Origin of the sequence: Acinetobacter sp. YH12023, assembly GCF_013420135.1 — a bacterium.
In the GTDB taxonomy this organism is placed as follows: domain Bacteria; phylum Pseudomonadota; class Gammaproteobacteria; order Pseudomonadales; family Moraxellaceae; genus Acinetobacter; species Acinetobacter amyesii.
On sequence record NZ_VOYU01000005.1, the window covers coordinates 92,362 to 115,877 of the forward strand.

Consider the following 23,516-nt stretch of genomic DNA (forward strand, 5'->3'; position numbering starts at 1 on the left):
AATCAAACACTCACTACCGCTTTTACGAATTCTTGATATTCTTCATCTTCATTTTTAAAAGGGGTCTCTTTACTATTCGCTTTCCTGAAAGGTGTTTTTTGACACCAATCCTCAAATGCACTATCCAGTACATAGTTTTTAAGAGTGTACTCTAAAGTCACCAATACAACTGAAAACAGAGTCAAACCCGCAACTACACGAGCTCCAGCAAGCGCAGCAACAATGGCATTTGAAGAAAATCTTACTGCTGTCCGATTTAATATCCCTTTACCAAGATGTTGCGAAACAGTACTCAATAGAGATCCAACCTGACCAATTGTTAATAAGAAGCTAAAAACGAGCCTAAATGAAGAAATAACTTTAATAGTATTTGAGTTTGTTTCTTTCAAATTTTTAAAATCGACATATAACCCAATTACACCCCCTATTGTTCCCAGCGCCCCAGCAAAAATTCTAAAGGCTGTCGCAGAAGAGGCAACGGCTTTGCCTTGAGTATGGAAATTTTCACCCATAGCCTCAAATGCAACAGCAAGTAAAGACATCGAAGAACCAACCAATTGCGCTGCAATTTCTGGTTTATTTTCAACATCTTTTTGCCAAGCACCGTATTGAAAATAAAAATTCAACATCTCAAAAATACCGACAATTGCCAATATACGATTCTTCGTTATCTGTGATGAAGATTTCACCGCTAAATTGACTTTTGTTCGAATATCGACAGCAGCAGCCACTGAAAAATTCTGATTTCCAGCAACTACTGCTCTTGCGGCAGAGTTAAATTGAACATTATAAAACAACTGCGTAATTGGAATGTGTTTTGCAAGTGGACCTGACTTTAAATACAATAGTCGAGAAATATGTATTTGACTCCCTTGAATTGCTATTGCATTAATTTGATTGACCTGCACTGTTCTCATTTTCAAATCTGAGAATTGTTTTAATGCAGAGTTCAATGCTAAAGACATCCAATAAAAAAGTTTATCATTAACTTTAAAATCTCTTGCTTGAATATATTTCTTACTTTCAGCCTGACTCAACCATTCATCAAAACCTGCATCTGCAGCAACAAAAGCAGAAAATCCTTGTTTTGTATAGTCCATCATATTTTTTGCGGTATCGTCACTGCTAAAAATTTGATTATAATTCTGTATCAACTTCGCATTATTAAAACAATATGCACGAAGAAACAAATTACTCGTTTCTACTGTTTTCTTTAATAGCCAAGAGTTTATAAGCTCTTTTCCCTTATCTAAAAAAGTAATCCCATACATTAGATCCATAACGACAGCATGAAAGATAAAACCATTGCTTCCTTCAGGCAACTTGCCACTTTCTAGTATTTCACTCGTATCAAAATATACCAATCCATTTAATAAATTTTGTGAAGTTAACCATTTATAATGATCATCAAAGTAGCTAATTGCATTGTTATATCCTTTTTTCGACTCACTATCGACTTGACTATTAAAATGATCAATTGCGGTTAAATCTAATTGATCTTGGCATTTCTTCCATGCTACTTCTCCCTTAGCAATACCTTTTTTAACAATAACACCTTGCTCACCTTCTTGATTTTTCACAGAATTATCTGAAGTACCAAGATTTTCTTTTCTTTTTTGTTCTGTTTCTGCAATTTGTTTTTCTAAGAGCTTAACCGTTTCCCAATCTTTATTCCGTCTAGCCGCTTCTAATCGATCTTTTCTGCGCTTATCCAATGCGCTATATTTCTCAATATCCTGCGTTCTTTGAATAAATTCTTTTGTCCTTATACCAATATAGTTTTCTTGAACAGTCTTTTGAATATTTTCTATTAAATTAACAGTTTGCATTCTATGGTGGTTAGAAATACCATTTTTCTTTGTGTTAAGAAAAGTATTTAAATCTGCAAATGCTTTTCTATTTCTAGCTTCATTAAGCTTAGCGGTAATTCCTATTGCATCATAAAGTGCAATTGCACAATATTCTTTAGGCTTCGCTTTAAATTCTCTATTAATTGCCGCCCATCTTCCAGCTCCAAAGCTGTTCTCACCAATATGTACTTTATTTAAAGTTTGTGAAGATAAACAATGTTGTTGTGTTAAATTACCTCCTTTCCAGCCTTTAATATCAATTTTTTGCCAATAACCCTTTCCTACATACGAGTCTGCATTATTCTCAAATTCTAAACGTTTTTTTGCGGTCAACGGAGCATGCGTGTAAATAATATAAGTACTATCCACATCATTAGGTGTAATCTCTGGAACAGTAATCAATGAAGCTTTAAATGAATGACCTGATTTTTGACAAGCAAAATTATTCGCTTCTAAGGGTGCTTTTTTTCCAATTATGAATTCTTGATTATAGCCATTTTTTGTAATATAACCCTTCCACTCAGGCTTACCTTTTCTTTTAAAATATAAATATATATAACCATTCTTAATAATAGAAACAGTATATTTGTGATTTGATAATTTTATTCCATCACTTACATTTTTACCTAAATTAGAAGGTAAAGTACTCCCCCCCAGAGATGCTACAGAATACCTTAAAGGTAAAAAACTAAATCCACTTTCTCTACAAAAATTTGAACATTCTTTAGCATTTTGCTTAGCTGTAATATTCTGTTTATTACTATGAATTGATTGAATGGGAATCTTAGAGTTTTTACCAGCTTTTTCCACTTCACTTTTCATTTTTTGCGGATCTAATGAAATTTTTTTTGGTTCTAATGAATTTGGACTACCTAAGCCATATCCTTTTAAGTTTTTCTTCCATTCCTCACTCGTAGCTTTGTTAATTTGTGCTTGTGAACCTTTTAGCATAGGTAGCTTAGAATTTGTAATATTAACGGTTGAATTTTTTTTATCATTACCCATGAGTAATACTCTCTAAATCATTTAAATCATTTTTTATTAACACCCATTGATCTTTATGAAGAAAATTCATAGCTTCATTAAAATCGTATTCATTTTCTGTCTTATTCCAATATTGTTCTAGAATATTTTCAACTTGAGGGTGAATAAAAAAATGTCGACCTAATATTTCAGCGTATAAACCATAACTCAAAAGATCAGAATATTTATGAACTTCGTATTCTTCATGTGCGACAAATAAGTTTAATAATATATTCTTCGGATTTAATTTATCTCGATCTATCTCATCATATTCAAATGCCGATCTAAACACCAAATTACTAATTTCTATTAAATCTAAAGCTAGAGATTGATCATGTGATAATTTATTAATTTTTCGGGATATAAATTTTTTATCTTGTTTTTTTTCCCAGCTAAAATATCCAATAGGATGTACAAAATTCCATATCTCAAATAATCCTAGTAAACTATTCAATTCCATTTCATTAAATATTTGATCCAAATAATTTAATACTCTAGGATCATACCAACGGAATAAGATTTTTGAATTTAGATCTTGAACAACTACACTACTTTTGAATTTTTCATTGATTATGTTATTTTCAAGTACACTTGTGCCAAATCCATGTACTAAATATTTATCATTTTGAACTTCAAAATTATTGGAAATTTTTTTAGCGATTTCTTTCCCAACTTTCTCTAGTACGTCTTTCTTTTTTATTTCCAAAAAAAATAAGTTAGTATTCTTTGGCTTATTGCCCTGAGCTAAAGGCAAATAAATGATATTCTCTTCTTTTAAACAGCTTTTTAACTCACTAAAGCTATCAGCCTCTAAAGTTTCATCAAGTAAAACCAATAATCGACCAGTTCGATCAAGAAGAGCACTCATATCTTCAAAGATTTTATCTGTAGAGTAATTTTTAATTTCATTGACCAAATAAAAACTACTCATAAAATCACCTTGGCAGAACCCAACTCTGCAGCTTGACCTTGCTTCGCTGAGCAATCTGGTAAATTTAAAGCTGGTGGATTTACTGATGTCGGCGAAGTAAACTTATGCTGTCCCGCTTTCGCCTCAAATTTTCCACTTGTGGTTGGAAATACACCCGAACCATTTAGTTTGATCTGCGAACCACCCGCAGTTAAATTTATTTCCTTGGGACTGGTGATATAAATCGTATCTTCGGTTGAAATAACCTGAATACCCTTACGTGCAATTAGATCGAGTCCATCACCTTGTGCCTGAATTTCAACTTTCCCTTTCCCAGCAAATGCACGTAAACCATCTTGTGCTGCAAATAAACTGATTTTTTTACTTGCATGACCTATTAAAGATTTTTGCGTAGAAATGTTCAAACTCTCGCCTGCAGTTTGGCTGATCTGACCATTTGCAGATACATGTATATCTTCATTACTGCTTAAAGCAATCGAATTGGGGGAGGCCAAGACCATAATGGCCGATTTAAACTCAGCAGCTTTTTGCTGATCATCCTGACTTAACACCTCAATAAAGGCTTGAAGACTCTCCAACACTTCAAGCGGGTCGGTCTGTTGGTTTTTCGCTACATCACTCAGCCCTTTAGCATTATTCAATGCGCTTTCGATTTGAGTATGGGCTTCATGGGTCGCTAAATGTACCCCACCTGCCTGTGCTTGCTGATGTGTCGACACCAACAAACCTTGTCCAGCTCGAACTGCCCCCCATTGATCCGTCCTCAGCTCAAAACCTTCACCCCGACTTTCACTCTCAGCCTTTTCTTTAGGATGACTTAAATGCCCTAAATTCAGTTGTGTTGCACCATGGCTACTTTGCAACTGCGTACTAATTTGCCCCGTGGTATCATCAAAGCGTAATTGACCAAATCCCTCTCCCGCCACTTCTTTGGAACGAATTCCCGCAAGTTTTTTGGTATCGGGTAATTGTCCTTTATTGTCAAATTTAGTGGGACTACGCTGCGCTTCATGAATACGACCAACAACAAAAGGTCGGTCAATGTTGCCATCAAAGAAATCAACGACGACTATTTCACCAACTCGAGGTAAGAAGCGTGCGCCATAACCTTCGCCGGCCCAAGGCGTCAGTACATCAACCCAAGCCGAGTCTGTGTCATTATTATTCGCACCTGCACCGCCATCATGGCTATGATCATCAGAACGGGTAAATAGGAAACGGACTTTTATCCGTCCCCATTCATCAACATGGATTTCTTCACCAGCAGGACCCACAACTTTAGCACGCTGTGGATGTGTTACTGGTCGATGTGTAAGTGGATTAAATTCAGGGATGGTCGTAATATTTCGACGTTGTAAAGCCAAGGTATTGGCTTGGCGTTCATCCGCATCGCTTTGTTTGACTTGCCACTGACTTTGATGGATTAACTGTGTAACTTGATCGGATAAATCTTTGGGTAAATTATTTTGGTTATAAAAAGACTTAGATAAAATCAAAAATTCTTGATCGGCACCACGATGCTGGTCAATCTCTGGATGCTCATCCAATTTGAACCAATAACCAACTTGTGTATCACGCACGGTACTTTTAGCAATAAATTGTTTGGCTTGAGCCGCATAATAATCACTAAAATTTTGATTGAGACGTTCAACTTGAGCACTATTAGAGGCAGTTGCAGCATCTTCACCATTCAGATCTTGTATCCATGCAGGGCTCACATGCCATACCTGCTCTAAGCTTAAGCTCGCATTATCTTGATTTTGACTATGTAGGTGCTTGCTTTGTACTGCACCACCCCCCTCGTCCTGTTCAAGCACATCCGCCTGCCACCGCTGCACATGTACCGACGTCGGCTGCAGACTGCGCTGACCGATAAAACTGGTCATACTGTCATTTTTTTCAGTCGCACTACTGCGATGAAAACGGATATTACGTCGCTCCAAAGCTTGATATTGACTATTATCATCAATCAAACGTAGCTTTTGGGCTGCGATGGGTGCCGCAGACGATGTTACAAAAGATTGAGTTTCATCAACCAACCAATGAATGCCTTCACTGCGTAGTAAGCGCGTAATAAAATCATAGTCGGTTTCATTACTTTGCATCATGAATGGTCGAACGTCATACTCTTTTTTTAAGCCACTTAAGTCCAAACTTAAGCTCGCTGCAAAAAGTGGGCTCTTTTTTTGCCATTCTTTAAAAATAATCTCGACTACATCTTTGACCGATTTATTCATAAACACACGGCTATTACGACGCTTATGCCACAATGCCGTTGCATCTTCTAAGGTCAACTTATATAGCGTTAATGCACCATCACTTTGGCCTTGAAATGCTTCTGTAATGATCCCGGTAATACGAAAAAGTTGACCCGCATCGGTTACCTGATCGATTGCGACTTGCGTACCAATAAATTGTTTCAGTTCGAGCGTGGCAGAAGTTGAGAGACAGATGAGCTGAACATTCAAACCTTCACTTAAGGCATGTTCCCCATCAATACGTTGCAAGAATACTTGTTCATTCAGCGTGGTATTGGAAAATTGAATATGCAAGGCACGTTTTTGTGGACTAATGCCCAATTTCTCAAGTGCAGAATAAATATTGTTCAGCATCGTTATTATCTAAAATCAGATTTTTATAAAATATGCGGGGTATTTAATCAAAAAAACTCATATTTTTCTAGGCATAATCTGCCTGCTTTTTTGGGTTTTATGTAAGTAAAAATTCAAATTTCTACATCAATTCTTTATGTTATTTTTACTCTATTTATTTCTGCATTAAAAAAATATAGAGACCATCAAACTAAACTTTAGGTCTCTTAATACCACCTTACTGCCTTGCATCACGATTAATTGGCATTTAAAAATGCGTGAATATTCTCCAATTGTTCTTGTGCTTCGACATAGCCTTGCAAGGCTGCTTTTTCCAAATATTGCTGTGCAATTTTAAGATCACGCTCTACGCCCATGCCATGAATATATAAATAGCCCAATCGCGTTAACGCCGCAGCATTCATCCCCTGAGCCGCTTGTACATAATAGCTATGCGCTTGGGATAAATCTTGCTGTACACCTAAACCATGTTCTGACATTTCACCAAGCTGGTACAAGGCAGTCACATTTCCCAATGCCGCCGCTTGCGAAAAATACTGCGATGCTTGTTGGAAATCTTGTGCTCCCCATTGTCCTTTTAAGTTAACCAGACCCAGTTGCGTAAGTGCATCAGGATGACCTAATTTCGCCGCTCTCAACAATGCTCGCTGTGTTTGAGCATCATCAAATGAGAGATCAGGCAAGATATTGTCCACGGCTAAACGGTAGAGATACCAAGCAGCATCCTGCGAACCTTGTTCCGCGGCTTTTTCCAGATAACTCAGACACTGATCACGATGTGCTAATGGATATTCTGGCAATGCATAAAAACGTCCAATCACATAGTTTTGATCCGCGACACAAGCAATGGACATATCATTTAAATGCCTAGCCGCTTCAACTAAAAGTTGCTGCGCTTGCTTGATATTTCGCTCAACACCGCCCCCATGTAGGTAGCATAGTGCCAAACCGACTTGGTTAATGAATAATGGTTTGAATTGATACGCTGTTTGATATAACTCAAATGCTTTTTGCGGATCATCATTAACCAAATACTTTTCAAAATACAGCGCTGCAATAAGACTAATTGCATCAGCATCTTTAAGTTGAGCAGCTTCGGTCAGAAAGCGAAAACCTAAAGTTTCCTGCTTGTCCAAGTACCAACCATGAAAATGTGCAATGCCTAATAATCGGCTGGCTGCAGCAACTTTGTGCTCTTTGGCCTGCTGCAAAAGATCATGATAAACCCGCTGACGCTGATCGACGTCGATTTTACCCATCAATACTGCTTGATAATATTCATACAACTGCTGCTGGTGCCCGAGTAGCAATCCTCGCTTTAAATATTGCAATGACTTTTCATCATTTTGCGCAAGATACTTTCCTTGTGCATAGAATTGCTGCAATTGCTGCATAGCCGCCATATGGTCTTGTTGGGCAGCTTTCAGTAAATATTCCAATCCCAAAGCAATATTTGGCGTGGCTTGATTTAAATAGCGCTGTGCCAATTGATACTGTGAATTGGCATGTCCATTGTCCGCATTTTTTTGCAACAAATCTAAATGTTGCTGCTCGGCATGTGTCTGATCTTCTGGGTTTAGTTCGGCGAGTCGATATTGTGCATCCAAATGACCTCGTGAAATCGCATGTCGATACCAATACTGCGCTTTTTCAAGATTGGGTACACCGCCATAGATACCTTCTTCAACTTGCCCCAACACATATGCAGCATCATCACTACCTAAACTATTGGCTTTTTCCAATAAAGCCAACGCATTTTCCACACTGACTTCTCGGCCTAAACCTTGTAAATGCATCTGCCCCATTGCGACATAGGCCTGTGGAATTTCATGCTGTTTGGCCAAATTTTGATACAACTCATAGGCACGCGCATAGTCGGTTGGTGCATCAAGCATTAAACGTTCTGCAAATTTCAGCTGTGCATCTAATTGGTCTATCCACAAGTCATGCCCAACCGCTTTAGCCTGATCGCGTTTCACTGGATCGGGTCTTTTCCACATCCAAAACGCAAGTGCTCCCATCCCCAAAATTAGTATCAGTAAAAACCACATACTCGCCCCAAAAAATCAATATTTTAATTATTCCAACATTGTGTCTGATTTTAATTCTATATACAAAAAAAGCACCGAATTTGGTGCTTTATTTTTTTTCAAAATGAGATAGCTGTCATGCTTTTGCTCGTTTTGCATCAAGTTTTTTGAGCACCTCTGACACAGCCACCATCGCAAAGCTGGACGTCACCACTACTGCTGAACCATATCCACCACAACGTAAGCCCGCACTTGGACAAACATCAGCACTGGAAAATGGATTATCAATCGAATAAACACAGGTAATCCCAAACTTTTCTTTCGGCTTTTTACAAATGCCTTTGCCGCGTAATTGTGTGCGCAATTTGGCTAACATTGGGTCTTGCTCTGTTCTTGATAAATCTGCGACTCGGATTTTCAGCGGATCAAGTTTACCCCCTGCTCCACCGGAAACGATCAACGGAATTTTATTAAAACGGCAATGTAGCATTAAGGCAAATTTGGCCTTCACATCATCAATACAATCTAAAATTAGGTCAGGAGCACCTGCCAAAATTTCTTTGACATTTTCGGGTGTGAGATAATCATCAATCAAATTTATTTTGATTCGGGGATTGATCGCACGGCAGCGCTCTGCCATCACTTCAATTTTTTCATGTCCCAATGTCGTGCTCATGGCAGGCAATTGTCGATTAATATTCGATGCAGCAACGACATCCATATCGACCAAGGTTAGCTCACCAATACCTGTACGCGCTAAAGCTTCGACCGCCCAAGAGCCTACTCCACCGATCCCAATCACCATGACATGACTTTTTTCATAATGATGAAAACTTTCATCACTATATATTTTGGCTACGCCAGCAAAACGGCGGTCATATTCATCATCTTGGAGCAGTTCAGTCATAGGTTAGGAGGCAGTGTTAAATCAGCCGCTATTTTAGCAAATTCGCTACTTATTTTCTTTGATAAAACGCAATTCAGCAGACAGCACAACAGAGAGGCATTCGCATCAGGTCTAAATCCATCAAAATAAACATTTACAGCGAACGGAGATCTGCTTTAAAAATATAACCATAGATCAAAAAATCAAGTGTGTATTGCCATGAACATCCATCCTCTGCCAAATAATTTAAAAATTACCGATGACAAAAATGAGATGGATTTAGACACCGTGCATCGCTTTTTAAGCCATACCTATTGGTCAAAAGATATTCCAAAACATGTGGTGAAAAAAGCGATTGAAAACTCTTTGGCCGTTGCCTTACTTCTCGATGATGAACTCATCGGTTTTGGTCGTGCTATTACGGATTATGCAACTTTTGCTTATTTAGCCGATATTTATGTCGCCGATGAGCATCGAGGCAAAGGCTATTCAAAGTTAATTGTGAGTACTTTATTTGAAAAATGTGGCTCCTCAGATCTAAGACGCATGTTGCTTGCAACGGCAGATGCACATGGTTTATATCGTCAATTTGGCTTTACAGATTTGGCTCAGCCTGCAAATTTTCTCGAGATTCATCAAGCCAACATCTATCAAAGATAGAGAAAATATCTCAGATAAAAAAAAGAGGCTTTCGCCTCTTTTTCGATCTTACAACCTTAGTCTTTATTCATAATAAAGAAATATTCACGGTAGTATTTAAGCTCTGCAATCGAGTCACGGATATCATCCATTGCTAAATGCGAGGCATTTTTCTTCAAGCCCCCCATGATCTCTGGGCGCCAGCGTTTCGCCAATTCTTTCACTGATGATACATCGAGATTACGGTAGTGGAAGTATTGTTCCATTTCAGGCATCAAACGATGCAAGAAACGACGATCTTGGCAAATTGAGTTACCGCACATCGGTGATGATTTTGGATTCACCCATTTTTTCAAAAATTCTAAAGTTTGCTGTTCAGCATCTTGTGCTGTCAATTTACTACGACGTACACGTTCGATCAGACCTGATTGACCATGTTGGCGAGTGTTCCACTCATCCATTGCATTGAGCACACGATCAGACTGATGTACCGCAAGCACAGGCCCTTCCGCCAGAATATTTAAATTATCATCCGTCACAATTGTTGCAACTTCAATAATCTGGTCGTTATCTGTATCTAAACCTGTCATTTCAAGGTCAATCCAAATCAGGCGTGTATCAGGTGTGCTGCTCATAAATGTGCAATCTTATTAGGCTGTAAAAATGAACATAGTAGCAAATTTATTGGGCTTGCGCTGTAAATAGACCCTGCTTTCATGCTATTTTTGCCATCTAGTTTTCATGGTTTTTTAGGATATGAATGGCTTTAATTCGTAAGCGCCGACTGACTGAACAGCAGCAACGTCGCATTCAGAAGCAACATAAATCTCGTCAGGAAGAAATCGATACTTCTGCAGATTTGGAAGGCTTGGTCGTCCAACATTATGGTCGTCAACTTGAAGTTCAAGCGCTGTCTACACCCGACCAACATCCTGAAAAACCCATTGTGCAAGCAGGTGAACCTGAACCCCATTGGAAACCCATCGAATTAGGCAGTGTTTGGCGCTGCCATACCCGTACCAATCTCGAATTATTGGTGACGGGTGACCGTGTCAAATGGCAAGCTGACCCGATTACAGGTTTAGGGATTATTACCGCGATTCATCCACGCCAATCTTTACTGACACGCCCTGACCGTTATCACAAAGTGAAACCTGTCGCAGCCAATGTCAGCCTGATTGTGATTGTATTTGCACCACTTCCTGAACCAGCGCCAGGCCTGATTGACCGCTATTTAGTGGCCTGTGCAGATGCCGATATTCCAGCATTATTGGTCTTAAATAAATCCGACTTGCTTAAAGACAACGATCCGATCTTAACGCTATTACAAGAATATCGTGACTTGGGCTATGAGGTCATGCAAACCCAATCCGATGGTGACTTAAGCACACTTTCTGCTCGACTTTCTGGTGAAACTGTCGCATTTGTAGGTCAGTCTGGGGTTGGTAAGAGTACTTTAATTAATGCCATTGTTCCGGATGCTGCGCAAAAAACCAATATTATTTCGGAAAACTCCGCTCTCGGTCAGCACACCACCACCTCTACGCGCTTAATTGCGTTTGGTGAAGGTTCTGCATTGATTGATTCACCAGGAATCCGTGAATTTGGTTTATGGCACATAGAATTGGAAAAAGTTCAACAAGGTTTCCCTGAGATCGAGTCACATTTGGGCTATTGCCAGTTCCGTAACTGTACGCATAAACATGAAAAGCAATGTGCGCTTAGAATGGCGGTTCAAAATGGCGAAATTTTACCGCGCCGATTAGACAGTTATTTACGTCTGATCGACGAAATCACGGAAGCGCAGCAAAAAAATTAATTTTTATTCTGTTCATGCCCTTGAAGGGGTGATTTTGATCACCATATTTATGGGCTATACTCTTGGCAATTTAAAATTGTAGTTAGGTGAATTGTGGAACGTTGGTTCGAATTTATGGGGAATCACCCCTTCTTATTTGGAACGCTGGCTGTATTGGTCGTGCTGTTCTTTATTCTTGAAGGCCAGCGTAATGGTCGCAAAATTTCACCTCAATCTTTAGGGATTTTAGTTAAAGCTAAAAATGCTCAATTGATTGATTTACGTGATGCGAAAGACTTCCGCGAAGGTCATATTAGCGGTAGCCGTAATATTCCATATAGCCAAATTACAAAACACATTGAAGAGTTAAAAACTTCTGATCGCCCGTTGGTTTTTGTATGTAACCTTGGTCAAGTGGCAGGTTCTGCATTGCAACAAGTCGGTCATGCAGATGCATACCGTTTAGACGGCGGCATTAGCAACTGGAAAGCTCAAGGCTTACCTCTAGTTAAAAGCAAATAAGCGCTTCTTAGGAGATTAACATGGCTGAAGTTACGATTTATTCAACAACTGTATGTCCTTACTGCATTCGTGCAAAACAGCTCCTAGAGCGTAAAGGCGTGGCTTATAAAGAAATTAATTTATCAAATGAAGCGCCTGAAGTACGTGTTGAATTGATGCAACGCACCAACCACCGTACCGTTCCTCAAATTTTTATTAATGATCAGTTTATTGGCGGTTTTGACCAACTTTATGCTTTAGAGCGTGAAGGCAAACTCGACGGCATGCTATCTTAATTTTAAACATAAATCGTCACCTCATATTAAGGAATAAACAATGAGTGAAGAACAACAAGCTCAACCACAATTGGCATTAGAGCGTATTTATACTAAAGATATTTCTTTCGAAGTACCTGGGGCTCAAGTATTTACTAAAGAATGGCAGCCTGAACTAAATATCAATCTTTCTTCTTCTGCAGAAAAAGTTGATCCAACACACTTCGAAGTTTCACTGAAAGTTGTCGTTCAAGCGAACAATGCGGGTGACACTGCATTTATCGTTGACGTTACTCAAGCAGGTATCTTCCTGATCGATAGCGTTGAAGAAGAACGTCTTCCTTACATTCTTGGTGCTTACTGCCCAAATATCTTGTTCCCATTCCTACGTGAAGCAGTGAACGATATGGTTACTAAAGGCAGCTTCCCACAATTATTGCTTACACCAATTAACTTCGATGCTGAATTCGAAGCGAATTTGCAACGTGCGCAAACTGCTGCTGAAGGCCAAGCTTAATTACTTGATCTCAGATATAAAAAAGACCGCTTTTAGCGGTCTTTTTTATTGCCTTTTAGCTTCCCCCTTTACTAAAAGGGGGAATGAGGGGGATTTACTTCTACTTAACAAAATCCCTCCCACCCTCCCTTTTAAAAAGGGAGGAGCAAATTACTCAGCATCTGCCATTAGATCAGCGCTCATACCTACAGTATTAAAGCCAGCATCAACATACAAAATTTCACCTGTAATACCATTTGCCCAAGGTGAGCAAAGGAACAATGCTGCATTACCGACATCTTCAATGGTGACATTGCGTTTAAGCGGTGCAACTTTTTCATTTAGATCTAACATTTTACGGAAAGATTTAATCCCTGAAGCCGCTAAGGTACGAATCGGACCTGCTGAAATCGCATTTACACGAATACCTTCAGCACCAAGACTTGTTGCCAAATAACGTACGCCTGCTTCTAGTGACGCTTTTGCCATACCCATAACGTTATAGTTTGGCATTACGCGTTCAGAACCTTGGTAAGTCAGCGTCAATAAGCAACCTTGACGTGCAGCCAATAAAGGTTTTGCCGCACGAGCCATCGCAATAAAGCTATATGCGCTGATGTCGTGAGCAATTTTAAAACCTTCACGGTCGGTAATATCAGTGAAATCGCCATCTAAAGTATGTGCCGGTGCAAAACCAATTGAATGCACAACACCATCTAGACCATCCCAATGTTTAGCAAGTTCAGCAAAAGCGGTATCAATTTCAGCGTCGACTGCTACATCACATGGGAAAACTAAAGTTGAACCAAATTGTTCAGCAAAATCATCTACACGTTTTTTTAATTTTTCGTTTGGATATGTAAAAGCCAGTTCTGCACCTTCGCGATGTAAAGCTTGCGCAATACCAAATGCGATTGATAACTTACTTGCAATACCCGCGATTAAAAAGCGTTTGCCAGCCAATAGTCCTTGTGCCATGTGAAACTCACTCAAAATAATTTAACAGCATAATGCCAAGTCTAAAGCATTTTAGAAATTGCATAATGCGCCTTTTTTTAGAAAACCATCATTGCATGCACGATGCGAATGAAACTAGATTGAATCAAGCAGCATCAATATTTATTGGCCCTTAAGCGTCCAGATGCAATGCTTGTAATGAATTACTCCATAAGATCTGTGCAATCTCAGATTCAGTACGGTTTAAGCTCTGAGCTAGCCCCTGCAAGACATAGGGCAAATTGACCGGCGTATTGCGGGTACGCCCTTCCGTCGAATGCTGACAACATAAGGGTGTCATATCGGGACAGTCGGTTTCTAAGACCAAATGATCTAAACCCAAAGTCTGAACCACTTGATGTAATTTTTTTGCATTGGGATTGGTGATTTGCCCTGTTACACCAATTTTAAAACCTAGCTTGGTAAATGCCTTCGCTTCTTCAACACCACCACTAAATGCATGTGCAATACCACCGAGCTTAAATTGATGCTTTTTCAACATCGAAAGCACCTCCGCATGGGATTTACGAATATGCAGCAATATTGGTTTATCAAACTGCTGTGCTAATTCAAGTTGTGCGGAAAAATACTGCTGCTGCTTTTGAAAAAGTTCAGGCTGTTTATGCTGTTTCAAAAAAGTATCTAAACCTATCTCACCGACAGCAACACAATCATGCTGCTTTAGCATCTGTTCCACGTCGAGCAAATGTTCTGCACGATGTTGCTCAATATAAAACGGATGTAAGCCGGGGGCTAAATAGCTTTTGGGAGCATTGGATAAACGAGCTAAAAACTCTTGGGTTTGCAGCAAATTGTGAAAACGTGACTGTACAAAACCAATTAATACCAAAGCATCGACACCCGCTTGTTTGGCAGCATACGCCAACTGTTCCCGATCAGCGTCAAAATCGGGAACATCAAAATGCGTATGCGTATCAAACAGTGAGTAAGTCATTGAACTAATTAATTTGCTTTTGCGGCTGAGGCTTCAGCAGCTTCAACTGGAGGTAGATATTGCTTTTTCAATACACTTTGCAATTGATCATAAGGAATGGTCAAACGTGGTAAACCCACCACATACGGCCCAATTTCATATTCGGCATATTGCAAAATTAAACCTTGCTTACTCAGATAAAAATTATCAGACAGTTTAAATTTCCAAATCTGTTCGTATTCTTGAATATTGTCTGCCAACTTGGCATCTTTCACCCAAGTTTTAAATACTTCATAGCCCCGCTTTTCAAGCTCAGCACGTTGATTTGGCAATAATATGTCGTTGAGCTGCACCAATTTTTGAGTGCTTAAATCGAAGTTATAATATTGCTGTGCAGAAGAACCATGCGCTCCACCTAAATATGAACTGGTATTTAAAACCACTGTTGCCAAGGGTTTTTCAGCATTTAATATTTTAGGTTTAATCATCAAACTGATTTGCTGATTGGCACTTAAAGATTTCAATTCTTTATCTAAATTTAAGAACGCTTGCATGTAAGGCTGCGTGGCTTTTTCCAATTTTAATTTGGGCGTTTCAACCTTTGCCAAAGCAGATTTTGCTTCAGACGCTGCAGGAACTTCACTTGCAGCGGGAGCATCAGTACTCAGCGTTTTATCTTCTAAAGGCGATACAGATAGAATTTCACCTAACTGTTTTAGAATTTCCGCATCAATAAAGTCATCAATAAAGGCTTGATTACTGTTTAAGCGTTCAACTGAAATTTCAGGACAGACCCCGCCATCACATTCAGGTAAATTCAGTTGTAATTTTTCCGCATCACCAATCAGTTTTGCACTCAAATCTGGCTGTTCAGTTTTTGCTTGATCTGGCTTTTTTTCAGGTTCAGCTTGTTGTGGCTGACACGCCGTGAATGCAACAGAAACTGCCAATATTGAGCTTGCCCAAATTTTATTTTTTTGCACCATTGCTTCAACCTTTCATTTTGAATAATTGATATTTATTTTGGTAAATATCTTATCAAATTAAATACTTTCGTTGTTTAGAACATATGCTGATAAACGTCAGCTTTCAATACTTGTTGTGTTTGTGCTTTGCTGAGATAAATATCCAGTTGTTTACCATCTTTGACAATTTCATCAGTACGGTAATGCAAACCGACACCTTCTTGATCAAAGAACCAATCTGCTTGGCCCCAATAGAGTTTTTTCGGTGCCGATTTTTTGACATCTACCTCTTGTTCATCTAACCATTTGCTATAGGCTTGCTGCACAATAGCATCCATATTTTGCTGTTGCTTTGCATCAATAATATCTAAAGGTTTAAGATTCTTTTTCGCACGGCGGTCTGCCACAAAAAAATAATAACGCTCTTTGACCGTGATATTTTCCTGTTTGGTATCAACACCGATTTGCAGCAACACATATTGATTCCGTTGATATGGAACTCGTGTGTACATGGCCAATTCATAGGCTTTATTGGTTTTAAACTCTGCCTGCCAAGCATCTGATTTTTTCACATACGCATCGACGGCTTGTTGGAGATTCATATTTTGCTTTAATGCAATCTGATCTTGTACGACGCTGGCCTGATTTTTTTCAATCCAGCCATTCAACCATGTATCTACGGTCTGAATGGTTTGTATCTCTAAATCAATACAACTTTTATTTTCACAAAACGGTTTGGCAATTTTTGCTGCTTGCTCTTGGATATTTAAATAGGGCAAAACATCTGGATTGATCACGACCGCTTCAGAAGCGCCATCATCGGCCGGCTTTGTCGCTTTGTTTTCTTTTCCTGAATCACATGCACTGAGCAGCAAAACACTCCCCAAAAGTGCAAAAACTGTAGCATCCTTGAATATTTTCATGATGTCCTAAACGACCAAATGATTGCGTAATGTATGGATTTAAAAACTCTACCACAAAATAAAACAGCTTCACGAAGAAGCTGTTTTATTTCTGTAAAAGAACAACTTAGTGTTCACGTGTATTGCTGAACACGATATCCGGATAACGTTCTTGCATTAACTGTAAATTCACACGACTTGGTGCAAGATAAGTTAAATGACCACCGCCATCGACAGACAATTGGTCGTGTGCTTTTTTCTTAAATTCGTTGAATTTTTTCTCGTCATCACACGATACCCAACGTACGGTATTGATACTTACAGGCTCGTAAATACAATCAACTTTGTATTCTTCTTTCAGACGATAAGCCACAACTTCAAACTGAAGCACACCCACAGCACCCACGATTAAGTCATTACTGTTTTGCGGCATAAAGACCTGAGTCGCCCCTTCTTCTGAAAGTTCTTTTAAGCCTTTTTGTAGCTGTTTTGACTTCAAAGGATCTTTTAAACGCACGCGACGGAACATTTCAGGGGCGAAGTGAGGAATACCGGTAAAATGTAAATCTTCACCCGAAGTGAAAGTATCACCGATTTGAATCGTACCATGGTTATGCAAACCGATAATGTCGCCCGGCCATGCTTCTTCAAGGTGCTGACGGTCACCAGCAAGGAACGTTAAAGCATCACTAATACGCACATCTTTACCTAGACGCACATGTTTCATTTTCAAGCCTTTTTCATACTTACCTGAACAGATACGCATGAATGCAATACGGTCACGGTGTTTTGGATCCATATTGGCTTGAATTTTAAAGACGAAACCTGTGAAGCCTTCTTCAGTCGCTTCAACTTTACGGTCTTGCGTCGGATGTGCTTTAGGTTCAGGTGCATATTGACTAAATGCATCCAACACATGGTCCACACCAAAGTTACCGAGTGCCGTTCCAAACAAGACTGGCGTTTGGCGACCTGCCAAAAATTCATCACGGTCTAAAGGTTCATTGGCCATTTGAACCAATTCCAATGATTCTTCAAATGCAGCCCAAGCGAGTTCGCCGACTTTTTCACGCAAATCTGCATAGTCATAGCCATCACGGACTTCAATATCCGTAATAGTTGAACCGAAACCTGCCTTATAAACGTAGAATTTTTCTTCGAGTAGGTTAAATACACCGGCAAAGTCACGACCTGTGCCCAGTGGCCAAGTAATCGGAACACATTTAATTTTTAAAACGTTTTCGATTTCATCAAGCAGTTCTAATGGCTCACGAATTTCACGGTCCATTTTGTTGACGAATGAAATAATCGGCGTGTCGCGCATACGACACACTTCCATCAATTTGATCGTACGGTCTTCGACACCTTTTGCACCATCAATCACCATAAGCGCAGAGTCAACAGCGGTTAATGTACGGTAGGTATCTTCAGAAAAGTCTTCATGCCCTGGGGTGTCGAGCAAGTTAATCATCTTGTCTTTAAACGGGAACTGCATAACAGAAGTGGTGATCGAAATACCACGTTCTTTTTCCATTTCCATCCAGTCAGACGTTGCCGCACGATCAGATTTACGGCTTTTTACCATACCTGCAACCTGAATCGCCTGTCCCCATAACAACAGTTTTTCTGTCATTGTGGTTTTACCGGCATCGGGGTGGGAAATAATAGCGAAAGTACGTCGCTGAGCGACCTGTGTCGCTAATTCTTCTTTAAAACTCATGAAAGACACCTACTGCAAAACTCGCAGTGCAAAAGATCAGATCTGATCAATATGGAAAATTGGCGATATTGTATCAGATTGACCATTAAAAATAATCAACCACATTGGGTTGAGTCAAAATCTTAGCGTGGTGTGTCTTGATGTTTTACATTGGATGACGACCTGTTTTTATCGACGATATAACGCATTTCTCTGTCTTTTTTTTTCTCACTCATTGGCAATGCGATCAGACTACGAGGACTTTATTCAACTTTCATTTTCATGCTTTCTTCAAGCTGTGCCACTGGCATCGGCATTCCTAACAAATATCCCTGCAACTGCTGGCAACCTAAACGTTTTAAAATTTCTGCTTGTTGTTCTGTCTCTACACCTTCTGCAGTGACCGTTAAACCCAGTCGAATTGCCAAGTGAATAATACTTTCTAAAATAATTTCTTCTTTAGAACCGACGCTCAAATTGCGGATAAATTCACGGTCAATTTTCAACTCATCTACAGGCAGTTCTTTTAAATATAAGAAACTTGAATGTCCCGTTCCAAAGTCATCAATCGCAACTTTAATCCCCATCTTTCTCAAATGTTCAAAAGTTACGATACTGGCATCGATATGATGCATCGCAGTTGACTCGGTAATTTCAATAATTAAATGTGACGGGTTAATTTCATACCGTGCAAAAAGCGACTCTAAGGTACTAAATAAATGTTTATGTTCAAACTGAATCGCTGATAAATTGACCGCAATCGGATACAGCGGCATATTCAGCTTTTCCCAGTGCTGAATTTGCTTACAGGCTTCTTCAAGCGCCCAATAGCCCATGGCAATAATCAGTCCAGTTTTTTCTGCACCATTGATAAACTTATTTGGCGTCAGCATACCTAGAGTTGGATGATTCCAACGAATTAAGGCCTCAACCCCACAAATTTCACGATCAACGGCATTAAATTTTGGCTGATAAAATAAAATAAATTGCTGTTCTTCTACCGCTTTATATAAATCATTGATCAGTTTCGTCTGACTTTTTTCTTCAAATTGGTCGGCAGTATAATTAAAAAATGAATAGGTATTACGCCCCTGATACTTCGAACTCAGCATTGCAGTGTCTGCATTGATCAGCAGATCTTGTAAGTTCGCACCATGTTCTGGGTACATCGCAATACCAATACTGCCTGAAATATTGATTTCCTTACCTGCAATCAAAAAGCTTTCTTGCATCAATTCCAATATTTTTTCAGACATTGCTGTGGCAGAGTCATTGCTTGCCGACTCAAGTACAATCAGAAATTCATCGCCACCGATTCGTAGCAATTTGGCTTTATCATTAATTAAACGGTGAATACGCGTAGCAATTTGAATCAGTAGTTGATCACCCACATGGTGTCCAAACACATCATTGACCGCTTTAAAACGGTCGATATCAATATAAATAAAAGCAATTTTATCTTGTCTTAAGCGATGCTCTGTAAATAGAAAATGTGCATATTCAGCCAAAAATAGTCGATTAGGTAAACGGGTCAAATTGTCCTGTACCGCTTGATTAGCCAGTTCTCGATTTGCGCGCATCAATTGCAAACTGCGATGTTCTAAACGTTGCTCAAGTACTGCAACGCTAAAGGCCGCCATCAACAATAAACTGGTGACAAATAAGACAATAAATAGCAATAAATTATGGTTAATTTGAGCCGCAACCAATACATCCATCGAGTTTAGCGGTACAAAATCAACAGCTGCCATACCAATATAATGCATAGCGACAATGCTAAAAGTCAGCATGACCGCAACAAAGGCATTCATGATGTTACGTTTAGACGAATACTTATTTTTAAATGTCAGCCAAAATGCCAAACACGAACCACAGATCGCAACTAAAATTGAACAGATAACAATTAAAGGTTCGTATCGTTGCTCATAACCCTGAACGTCTAAACTCAGCATCCCCGTGTAATGCATTCCGGAAATGCCTAGCCCCATTAAAACTGAGCCTAAAATTAAACGAGGAAATGGTAGCGTCAGTCGTGTGGTTAACCACACGGCAAAAGTGGACGCGACAAAGGCAATAAAATAGGATGTCAGAGTAAGACTGGTATCAAAACTATGATTTGAAGGTAAATGGCTGGCCATCATGCCTACAAAATGCATGCACCAAATCGCAGCACCTAAAATTGCACCGCTGAATAATAAAATGACATTTTCATATCTTGGTCGTGTTCCACGGAACAACATTTGTTCGAGTGAAACAGCTAAGTAACAACTTAATAATGCAACTACGATTGAACCAACGACCAGATTGTAATCATAATGAATATGGGTCATATCAAGCGTTCCGCTTAGGTTATCGTGGCACTTTCTTTAACCGAATTACCCAATCTATCTCTTCCCTTTAACTTGTTACATTTTCAATTACTTACTTATTTTCTCTTAGAATCTATTAGTCTACAGTAATGGTCAAGTCTTTCTTTCAAGATTTTAAGCAACTGATTAATTTAAAAAAATAAAGCTTGATGAAGTTCACTAAAACTTAAACTTTTGATAAAAATTGCATCAGGTGTTTATTATTTTAGAACAGTTTCTAATCATAATAAAATGAATAAGTTAGAATCATTTATAGATTGCTTTCTAGATTTAAATCGAACACCGCCCTACTCACAAAAAAAATAGCGAGCTGTAGCTCGCTATTTTTCAATGGGTAAATTCATCTTTTCCGTCAAAAACTCAAGCAATCATCTCAATGTTATTTATGGATGAATTACTTACTTTTTGGCTGTTGTTGTATGCGTTTTGCCTTGTAATTTGGCATAGTCCATTAGCACGTTTGCTGCTTCCGTCACAAAGACTTCTTCTTCAGGCAGTGCTGGACGTTGGTTTGCCTTCATTTTTGCACGTGCCTCCACCAATGCATCCATAGACGCTTGGTAGCTTTCCCAGTTGGCATAAGGTTTTTGACCCACCACTTTACGACGCTGATTTTCAGCATCCAAAGACTTTTGCTCTAGTGCCAACAGCTCGGCTTTACGCTTCGCTAAGTCAAGCACCACACGCTTTTGCTCTTCTGTCTTTTTCGCAATCGCAGTACGTTGCTCTAAATATTTAAATTGCGGATCAATGCTGACACGTTGCTGAGATGACTTAATCAAATCGGGAACATAGGCTTGGATCGAGCCTTCACGTTTAAACGGTGCTGTAGGAATGGTATCCCACTGTAAAGCATTTTTCGCTTTACGTTCACCAAACTCTTCATTGTAAATATCAACCAACTTAATATCAGGCACGACCCCTTTATTTTGGGTACTGCCGCCAGTCACGCGGTAAAATTTACGTTGCGTTAAGGTTGCTTGACCATAGGCTAAAGAGTCAAGTTGTACCTGCGCTGTTCCTTTACCCGTTGTGGTGCTACCAATCACCACACCACGTTCATAGTCTTGAATCGCAGCAGAATAAATTTCACTCGCAGACGCCGAAGCCAAGTTAATCAATACTGCCAATGGACCTGCATAAGTTTGCGCCCCCCCATCATCATCTTCAAACACGCTGACATTGCCATTGCCATCACGGATTTGCACCACTGGACCTGATTTAATCACTTGACCAAGCATACGTGCCACTTCTTCAAGTGAGCCACCAGGGTTGTTACGCAAGTCAATGATGATACCTTCAACATTTTGAGCATCTAAAGTTTTTAAGGCTTTATTGGTATCTTCTGATACAGAGCGATAGTCTGTACCCGCACGACGTGCACGATAGTTCAAGTAAAACGATGGAATTTCAATTACACCGAACTTATGTTTTTTGCCATCACGCTCAATTTCAACGGTACGTGAACGCACGCCTGCATCTTCTTCTTGAATCACATCACGTACAATTGTGACATTTCGCGCTTGATTCATGGACGCACCAGCACCCAATAAACGTAGAGTCACTTTGGTGCCACGTTTACCACGAATCAGTCCGACAATTTCATTGCTCGGCCAACCGATCACATCCACCATTTTGTCGCCATCTTGGGCAACACCAACGATACGATCGCCTGACTTGACTTGTCCTGATTTGCTAGCAGGACCACCTTCCACAATCGTCTCGATTTTGGTGTAGTCTTCATTACCACGTTCAGGACGGATCGATACCCCAATCCCTTCCAATTGCAGCGTGGTTTGACGGTTCAATTCCATCGCATCTACAGGTGGAAAGTAATTACTGTGCGGATCATACGTCAGCATCATGGCATTCAGAGTTTTGTCGAGCACATCATCGCTTTTTAAACGACTAATCCGCTCTAACTGACGCGTATAACGCTTGATTAAAGTCTGTACAGGTGTTAAGTCTTCAGGACCTGTTAAGTCTTGACCATTTGCCAGTGTTGGGTCATCTTTCAACGCTTTTTGTTTGGCTTTCTCTTCTTCTTTGCTGATGGTTAAGTTGATCAGCTGAGAGACCAACATTTTATTCCAATGCGCACGCTGTTCTTCTGTCGATTTAAAGAATGGCGCTTTTTCACGATCAGTTTCGATGTAGTTATTCGGTTGATTTAAATTCTGTGGCTTTTTCAGCTCTTCCAACATATAGGTGTAGAACTGTTTTAAGCGCTCACGATATTGCGCATGAATCGCATACGGCCCTGTTAAATTGCCCGCTTTGAGATTTGCACCAAAAGTTGAGCCATAACGTTTTTTATAATTTTCAATATCTGATGCCAAGAACAACGTATGTTCAGCATCTAAACTATCAATATAAAAATCTAAAATACGATTAGAGGTATTGGCATCTAAACGCTGATTTAAATAGTGTTGACGGTCTACCAATGTTGCGAGCTGACGTGAGACCAAGGCTTGCTCTTGTGTGGGCTGAATGGTACCCGCGCTCACTGCTTCTGTATTATTGGCAGCAATTGCGTCATTCACCACATGAGTGAAAAAGAATCCACCTGTCGCAATCGCAACGGCACAAGCTAATGTTTGAAGTTTCATA

18 protein-coding genes are annotated in these 23,516 nt (G+C 39.5%); 5 read left to right on the top strand and 13 right to left on the bottom strand.

Translation table 11 applies throughout. From position 1 onward, the window contains the following. Window positions 1-2: 2 nt before the first annotated feature. The 5 genes from FTT92_RS16710 to FTT92_RS07215 form a co-directional block, all read right to left on the bottom strand. Window positions 3-2,855 carry a T6SS effector BTH_I2691 family protein gene (locus FTT92_RS16710; RefSeq protein WP_257231628.1) on the bottom strand — a complete coding sequence of 951 codons (2,853 nt, stop codon included), beginning with the start codon at window positions 2,853-2,855 and terminating at the stop codon, window positions 3-5. Beyond that, window positions 2,848-3,804, bottom strand: a complete 957-nt coding sequence (locus FTT92_RS07200; protein ID WP_067763576.1) for a hypothetical protein — start codon at window positions 3,802-3,804, stop codon at window positions 2,848-2,850. The genes FTT92_RS16710 and FTT92_RS07200 overlap by 8 nt, the downstream gene beginning before the upstream one ends. Then, on the bottom strand, window positions 3,801-6,416 hold the full coding sequence (locus tag FTT92_RS07205) for a type VI secretion system Vgr family protein (protein WP_180171753.1): 2,616 nt from the start codon (window positions 6,414-6,416) through the stop codon (window positions 3,801-3,803). Before FTT92_RS07205 ends, FTT92_RS07200 begins: the two co-directional genes overlap by 4 nt. Before the next feature lie 236 nt (window positions 6,417-6,652). Beyond that, the gene (locus tag FTT92_RS07210) at window positions 6,653-8,467 is read right to left on the bottom strand and encodes a tetratricopeptide repeat protein (protein ID WP_180171754.1); all 1,815 of its coding nucleotides are present in this window, start codon (window positions 8,465-8,467) and stop codon (window positions 6,653-6,655) included. 115 nt (window positions 8,468-8,582) lie between these two features. Continuing rightward, window positions 8,583-9,353 carry a ThiF family adenylyltransferase gene (locus FTT92_RS07215; RefSeq protein WP_180004537.1) on the bottom strand — a complete coding sequence of 257 codons (771 nt, stop codon included), beginning with the start codon at window positions 9,351-9,353 and terminating at the stop codon, window positions 8,583-8,585. A 198-nt stretch (window positions 9,354-9,551) separates the two neighbouring features. On the opposite strand from FTT92_RS07215, the gene FTT92_RS07220 reads away from it, so the two are divergent. Then, window positions 9,552-9,992 carry a GNAT family N-acetyltransferase gene (locus FTT92_RS07220; protein ID WP_180171755.1) on the top strand — a complete coding sequence of 147 codons (441 nt, stop codon included), beginning with the start codon at window positions 9,552-9,554 and terminating at the stop codon, window positions 9,990-9,992. A gap of 56 nt (window positions 9,993-10,048) precedes the next feature. Here the strand turns inward: FTT92_RS07220 and orn are convergent, their stop codons facing one another. Then, entirely contained in the window at window positions 10,049-10,606 is a 558-nt protein-coding gene (gene orn / locus FTT92_RS07225) for an oligoribonuclease (protein ID WP_067763591.1), read from the bottom strand. Between the two features lie 125 nt (window positions 10,607-10,731). Here orn and rsgA point away from each other — a divergent pair, with 125 nt between their 5' ends. From rsgA to secB, 4 genes are all read left to right on the top strand, one after another. Beyond that, on the top strand, window positions 10,732-11,790 hold the full coding sequence (gene rsgA, locus FTT92_RS07230; RefSeq protein WP_180171756.1) for a ribosome small subunit-dependent GTPase A: 1,059 nt from the start codon (window positions 10,732-10,734) through the stop codon (window positions 11,788-11,790). Window positions 11,791-11,883: 93 nt separating this feature from the next. Next, window positions 11,884-12,291 carry a rhodanese-like domain-containing protein gene (locus tag FTT92_RS07235; RefSeq protein ID WP_078189639.1) on the top strand — a complete coding sequence of 136 codons (408 nt, stop codon included), beginning with the start codon at window positions 11,884-11,886 and terminating at the stop codon, window positions 12,289-12,291. 20 nt (window positions 12,292-12,311) lie between these two features. Continuing rightward, a complete protein-coding gene (grxC, locus tag FTT92_RS07240) occupies window positions 12,312-12,566 on the top strand; it encodes a glutaredoxin 3 (protein WP_078189640.1) in 255 nt (84 codons plus the stop codon). A 40-nt stretch (window positions 12,567-12,606) separates the two neighbouring features. Next, window positions 12,607-13,062: a protein-export chaperone SecB gene (gene secB, locus FTT92_RS07245; RefSeq protein ID WP_078189641.1), complete on the top strand. Its 456-nt coding sequence runs from the start codon at window positions 12,607-12,609 to the stop codon at window positions 13,060-13,062. Between the two features lie 150 nt (window positions 13,063-13,212). On the opposite strand, the gene FTT92_RS07250 is transcribed toward secB, so the two are convergent. From FTT92_RS07250 to FTT92_RS07280, 7 genes are all read right to left on the bottom strand, one after another. After that, complete coding sequence (locus FTT92_RS07250) at window positions 13,213-14,019, bottom strand: enoyl-ACP reductase (protein WP_078189642.1); 807 nt, start codon at window positions 14,017-14,019, stop codon at window positions 13,213-13,215. A 151-nt stretch (window positions 14,020-14,170) separates the two neighbouring features. Then, window positions 14,171-14,992 (bottom strand): TatD family hydrolase, encoded by an 822-nt coding sequence (locus FTT92_RS07255; RefSeq protein WP_180171757.1) that lies wholly within the window; start codon window positions 14,990-14,992, stop codon window positions 14,171-14,173. A gap of 8 nt (window positions 14,993-15,000) precedes the next feature. Then, window positions 15,001-15,957 (bottom strand): RsiV family protein, encoded by a 957-nt coding sequence (locus FTT92_RS07260; protein ID WP_180171758.1) that lies wholly within the window; start codon window positions 15,955-15,957, stop codon window positions 15,001-15,003. A 74-nt stretch (window positions 15,958-16,031) separates the two neighbouring features. Beyond that, window positions 16,032-16,859, bottom strand: a complete 828-nt coding sequence (locus tag FTT92_RS07265; protein ID WP_180050464.1) for a hypothetical protein — start codon at window positions 16,857-16,859, stop codon at window positions 16,032-16,034. A 106-nt stretch (window positions 16,860-16,965) separates the two neighbouring features. After that, window positions 16,966-18,558, bottom strand: a complete 1,593-nt coding sequence (locus FTT92_RS07270) for a peptide chain release factor 3 (RefSeq protein ID WP_180084687.1) — start codon at window positions 18,556-18,558, stop codon at window positions 16,966-16,968. Between the two features lie 242 nt (window positions 18,559-18,800). Beyond that, complete coding sequence (locus FTT92_RS07275; RefSeq protein WP_180171759.1) at window positions 18,801-20,867, bottom strand: EAL domain-containing protein; 2,067 nt, start codon at window positions 20,865-20,867, stop codon at window positions 18,801-18,803. Window positions 20,868-21,304: 437 nt separating this feature from the next. After that, on the bottom strand, window positions 21,305-23,515 hold the full coding sequence (locus tag FTT92_RS07280) for a carboxy terminal-processing peptidase (protein WP_180171760.1): 2,211 nt from the start codon (window positions 23,513-23,515) through the stop codon (window positions 21,305-21,307). Between the last annotated feature and the right edge of the window lies 1 nt (window position 23,516).

Excerpts from the sequence above, each read along its gene's own strand:
- FTT92_RS07250 (WP_078189642.1), bottom strand. The coding sequence starts at position 14,019 with ATGGCACAAGGACTATTGGCTGGCAAACGCTTTTTAATCGCGGGTATT.
- FTT92_RS07255 (WP_180171757.1), bottom strand. The coding sequence starts at position 14,992 with ATGACTTACTCACTGTTTGATACGCATACGCATTTTGATGTTCCCGAT.
- FTT92_RS07205 (WP_180171753.1), bottom strand. The coding sequence starts at position 6,416 with ATGCTGAACAATATTTATTCTGCACTTGAGAAATTGGGCATTAGTCCA.
- FTT92_RS07260 (WP_180171758.1), bottom strand. The coding sequence starts at position 15,957 with ATGGTGCAAAAAAATAAAATTTGGGCAAGCTCAATATTGGCAGTTTCT.
- FTT92_RS07275 (WP_180171759.1), bottom strand. The coding sequence starts at position 20,867 with ATGACCCATATTCATTATGATTACAATCTGGTCGTTGGTTCAATCGTA.
- FTT92_RS07220 (WP_180171755.1), top strand. The coding sequence starts at position 9,552 with ATGAACATCCATCCTCTGCCAAATAATTTAAAAATTACCGATGACAAA.
- FTT92_RS07265 (WP_180050464.1), bottom strand. The coding sequence starts at position 16,859 with ATGAAAATATTCAAGGATGCTACAGTTTTTGCACTTTTGGGGAGTGTT.
- FTT92_RS07210 (WP_180171754.1), bottom strand. The coding sequence starts at position 8,467 with ATGTGGTTTTTACTGATACTAATTTTGGGGATGGGAGCACTTGCGTTT.
- secB (WP_078189641.1), top strand. The coding sequence starts at position 12,607 with ATGAGTGAAGAACAACAAGCTCAACCACAATTGGCATTAGAGCGTATT.
- FTT92_RS16710 (WP_257231628.1), bottom strand. The coding sequence starts at position 2,855 with ATGGGTAATGATAAAAAAAATTCAACCGTTAATATTACAAATTCTAAG.
- FTT92_RS07280 (WP_180171760.1), bottom strand. The coding sequence starts at position 23,515 with ATGAAACTTCAAACATTAGCTTGTGCCGTTGCGATTGCGACAGGTGGA.
- rsgA (WP_180171756.1), top strand. The coding sequence starts at position 10,732 with ATGGCTTTAATTCGTAAGCGCCGACTGACTGAACAGCAGCAACGTCGC.
- FTT92_RS07270 (WP_180084687.1), bottom strand. The coding sequence starts at position 18,558 with ATGAGTTTTAAAGAAGAATTAGCGACACAGGTCGCTCAGCGACGTACT.
- orn (WP_067763591.1), bottom strand. The coding sequence starts at position 10,606 with ATGAGCAGCACACCTGATACACGCCTGATTTGGATTGACCTTGAAATG.
- FTT92_RS07200 (WP_067763576.1), bottom strand. The coding sequence starts at position 3,804 with ATGAGTAGTTTTTATTTGGTCAATGAAATTAAAAATTACTCTACAGAT.
- grxC (WP_078189640.1), top strand. The coding sequence starts at position 12,312 with ATGGCTGAAGTTACGATTTATTCAACAACTGTATGTCCTTACTGCATT.
- FTT92_RS07215 (WP_180004537.1), bottom strand. The coding sequence starts at position 9,353 with ATGACTGAACTGCTCCAAGATGATGAATATGACCGCCGTTTTGCTGGC.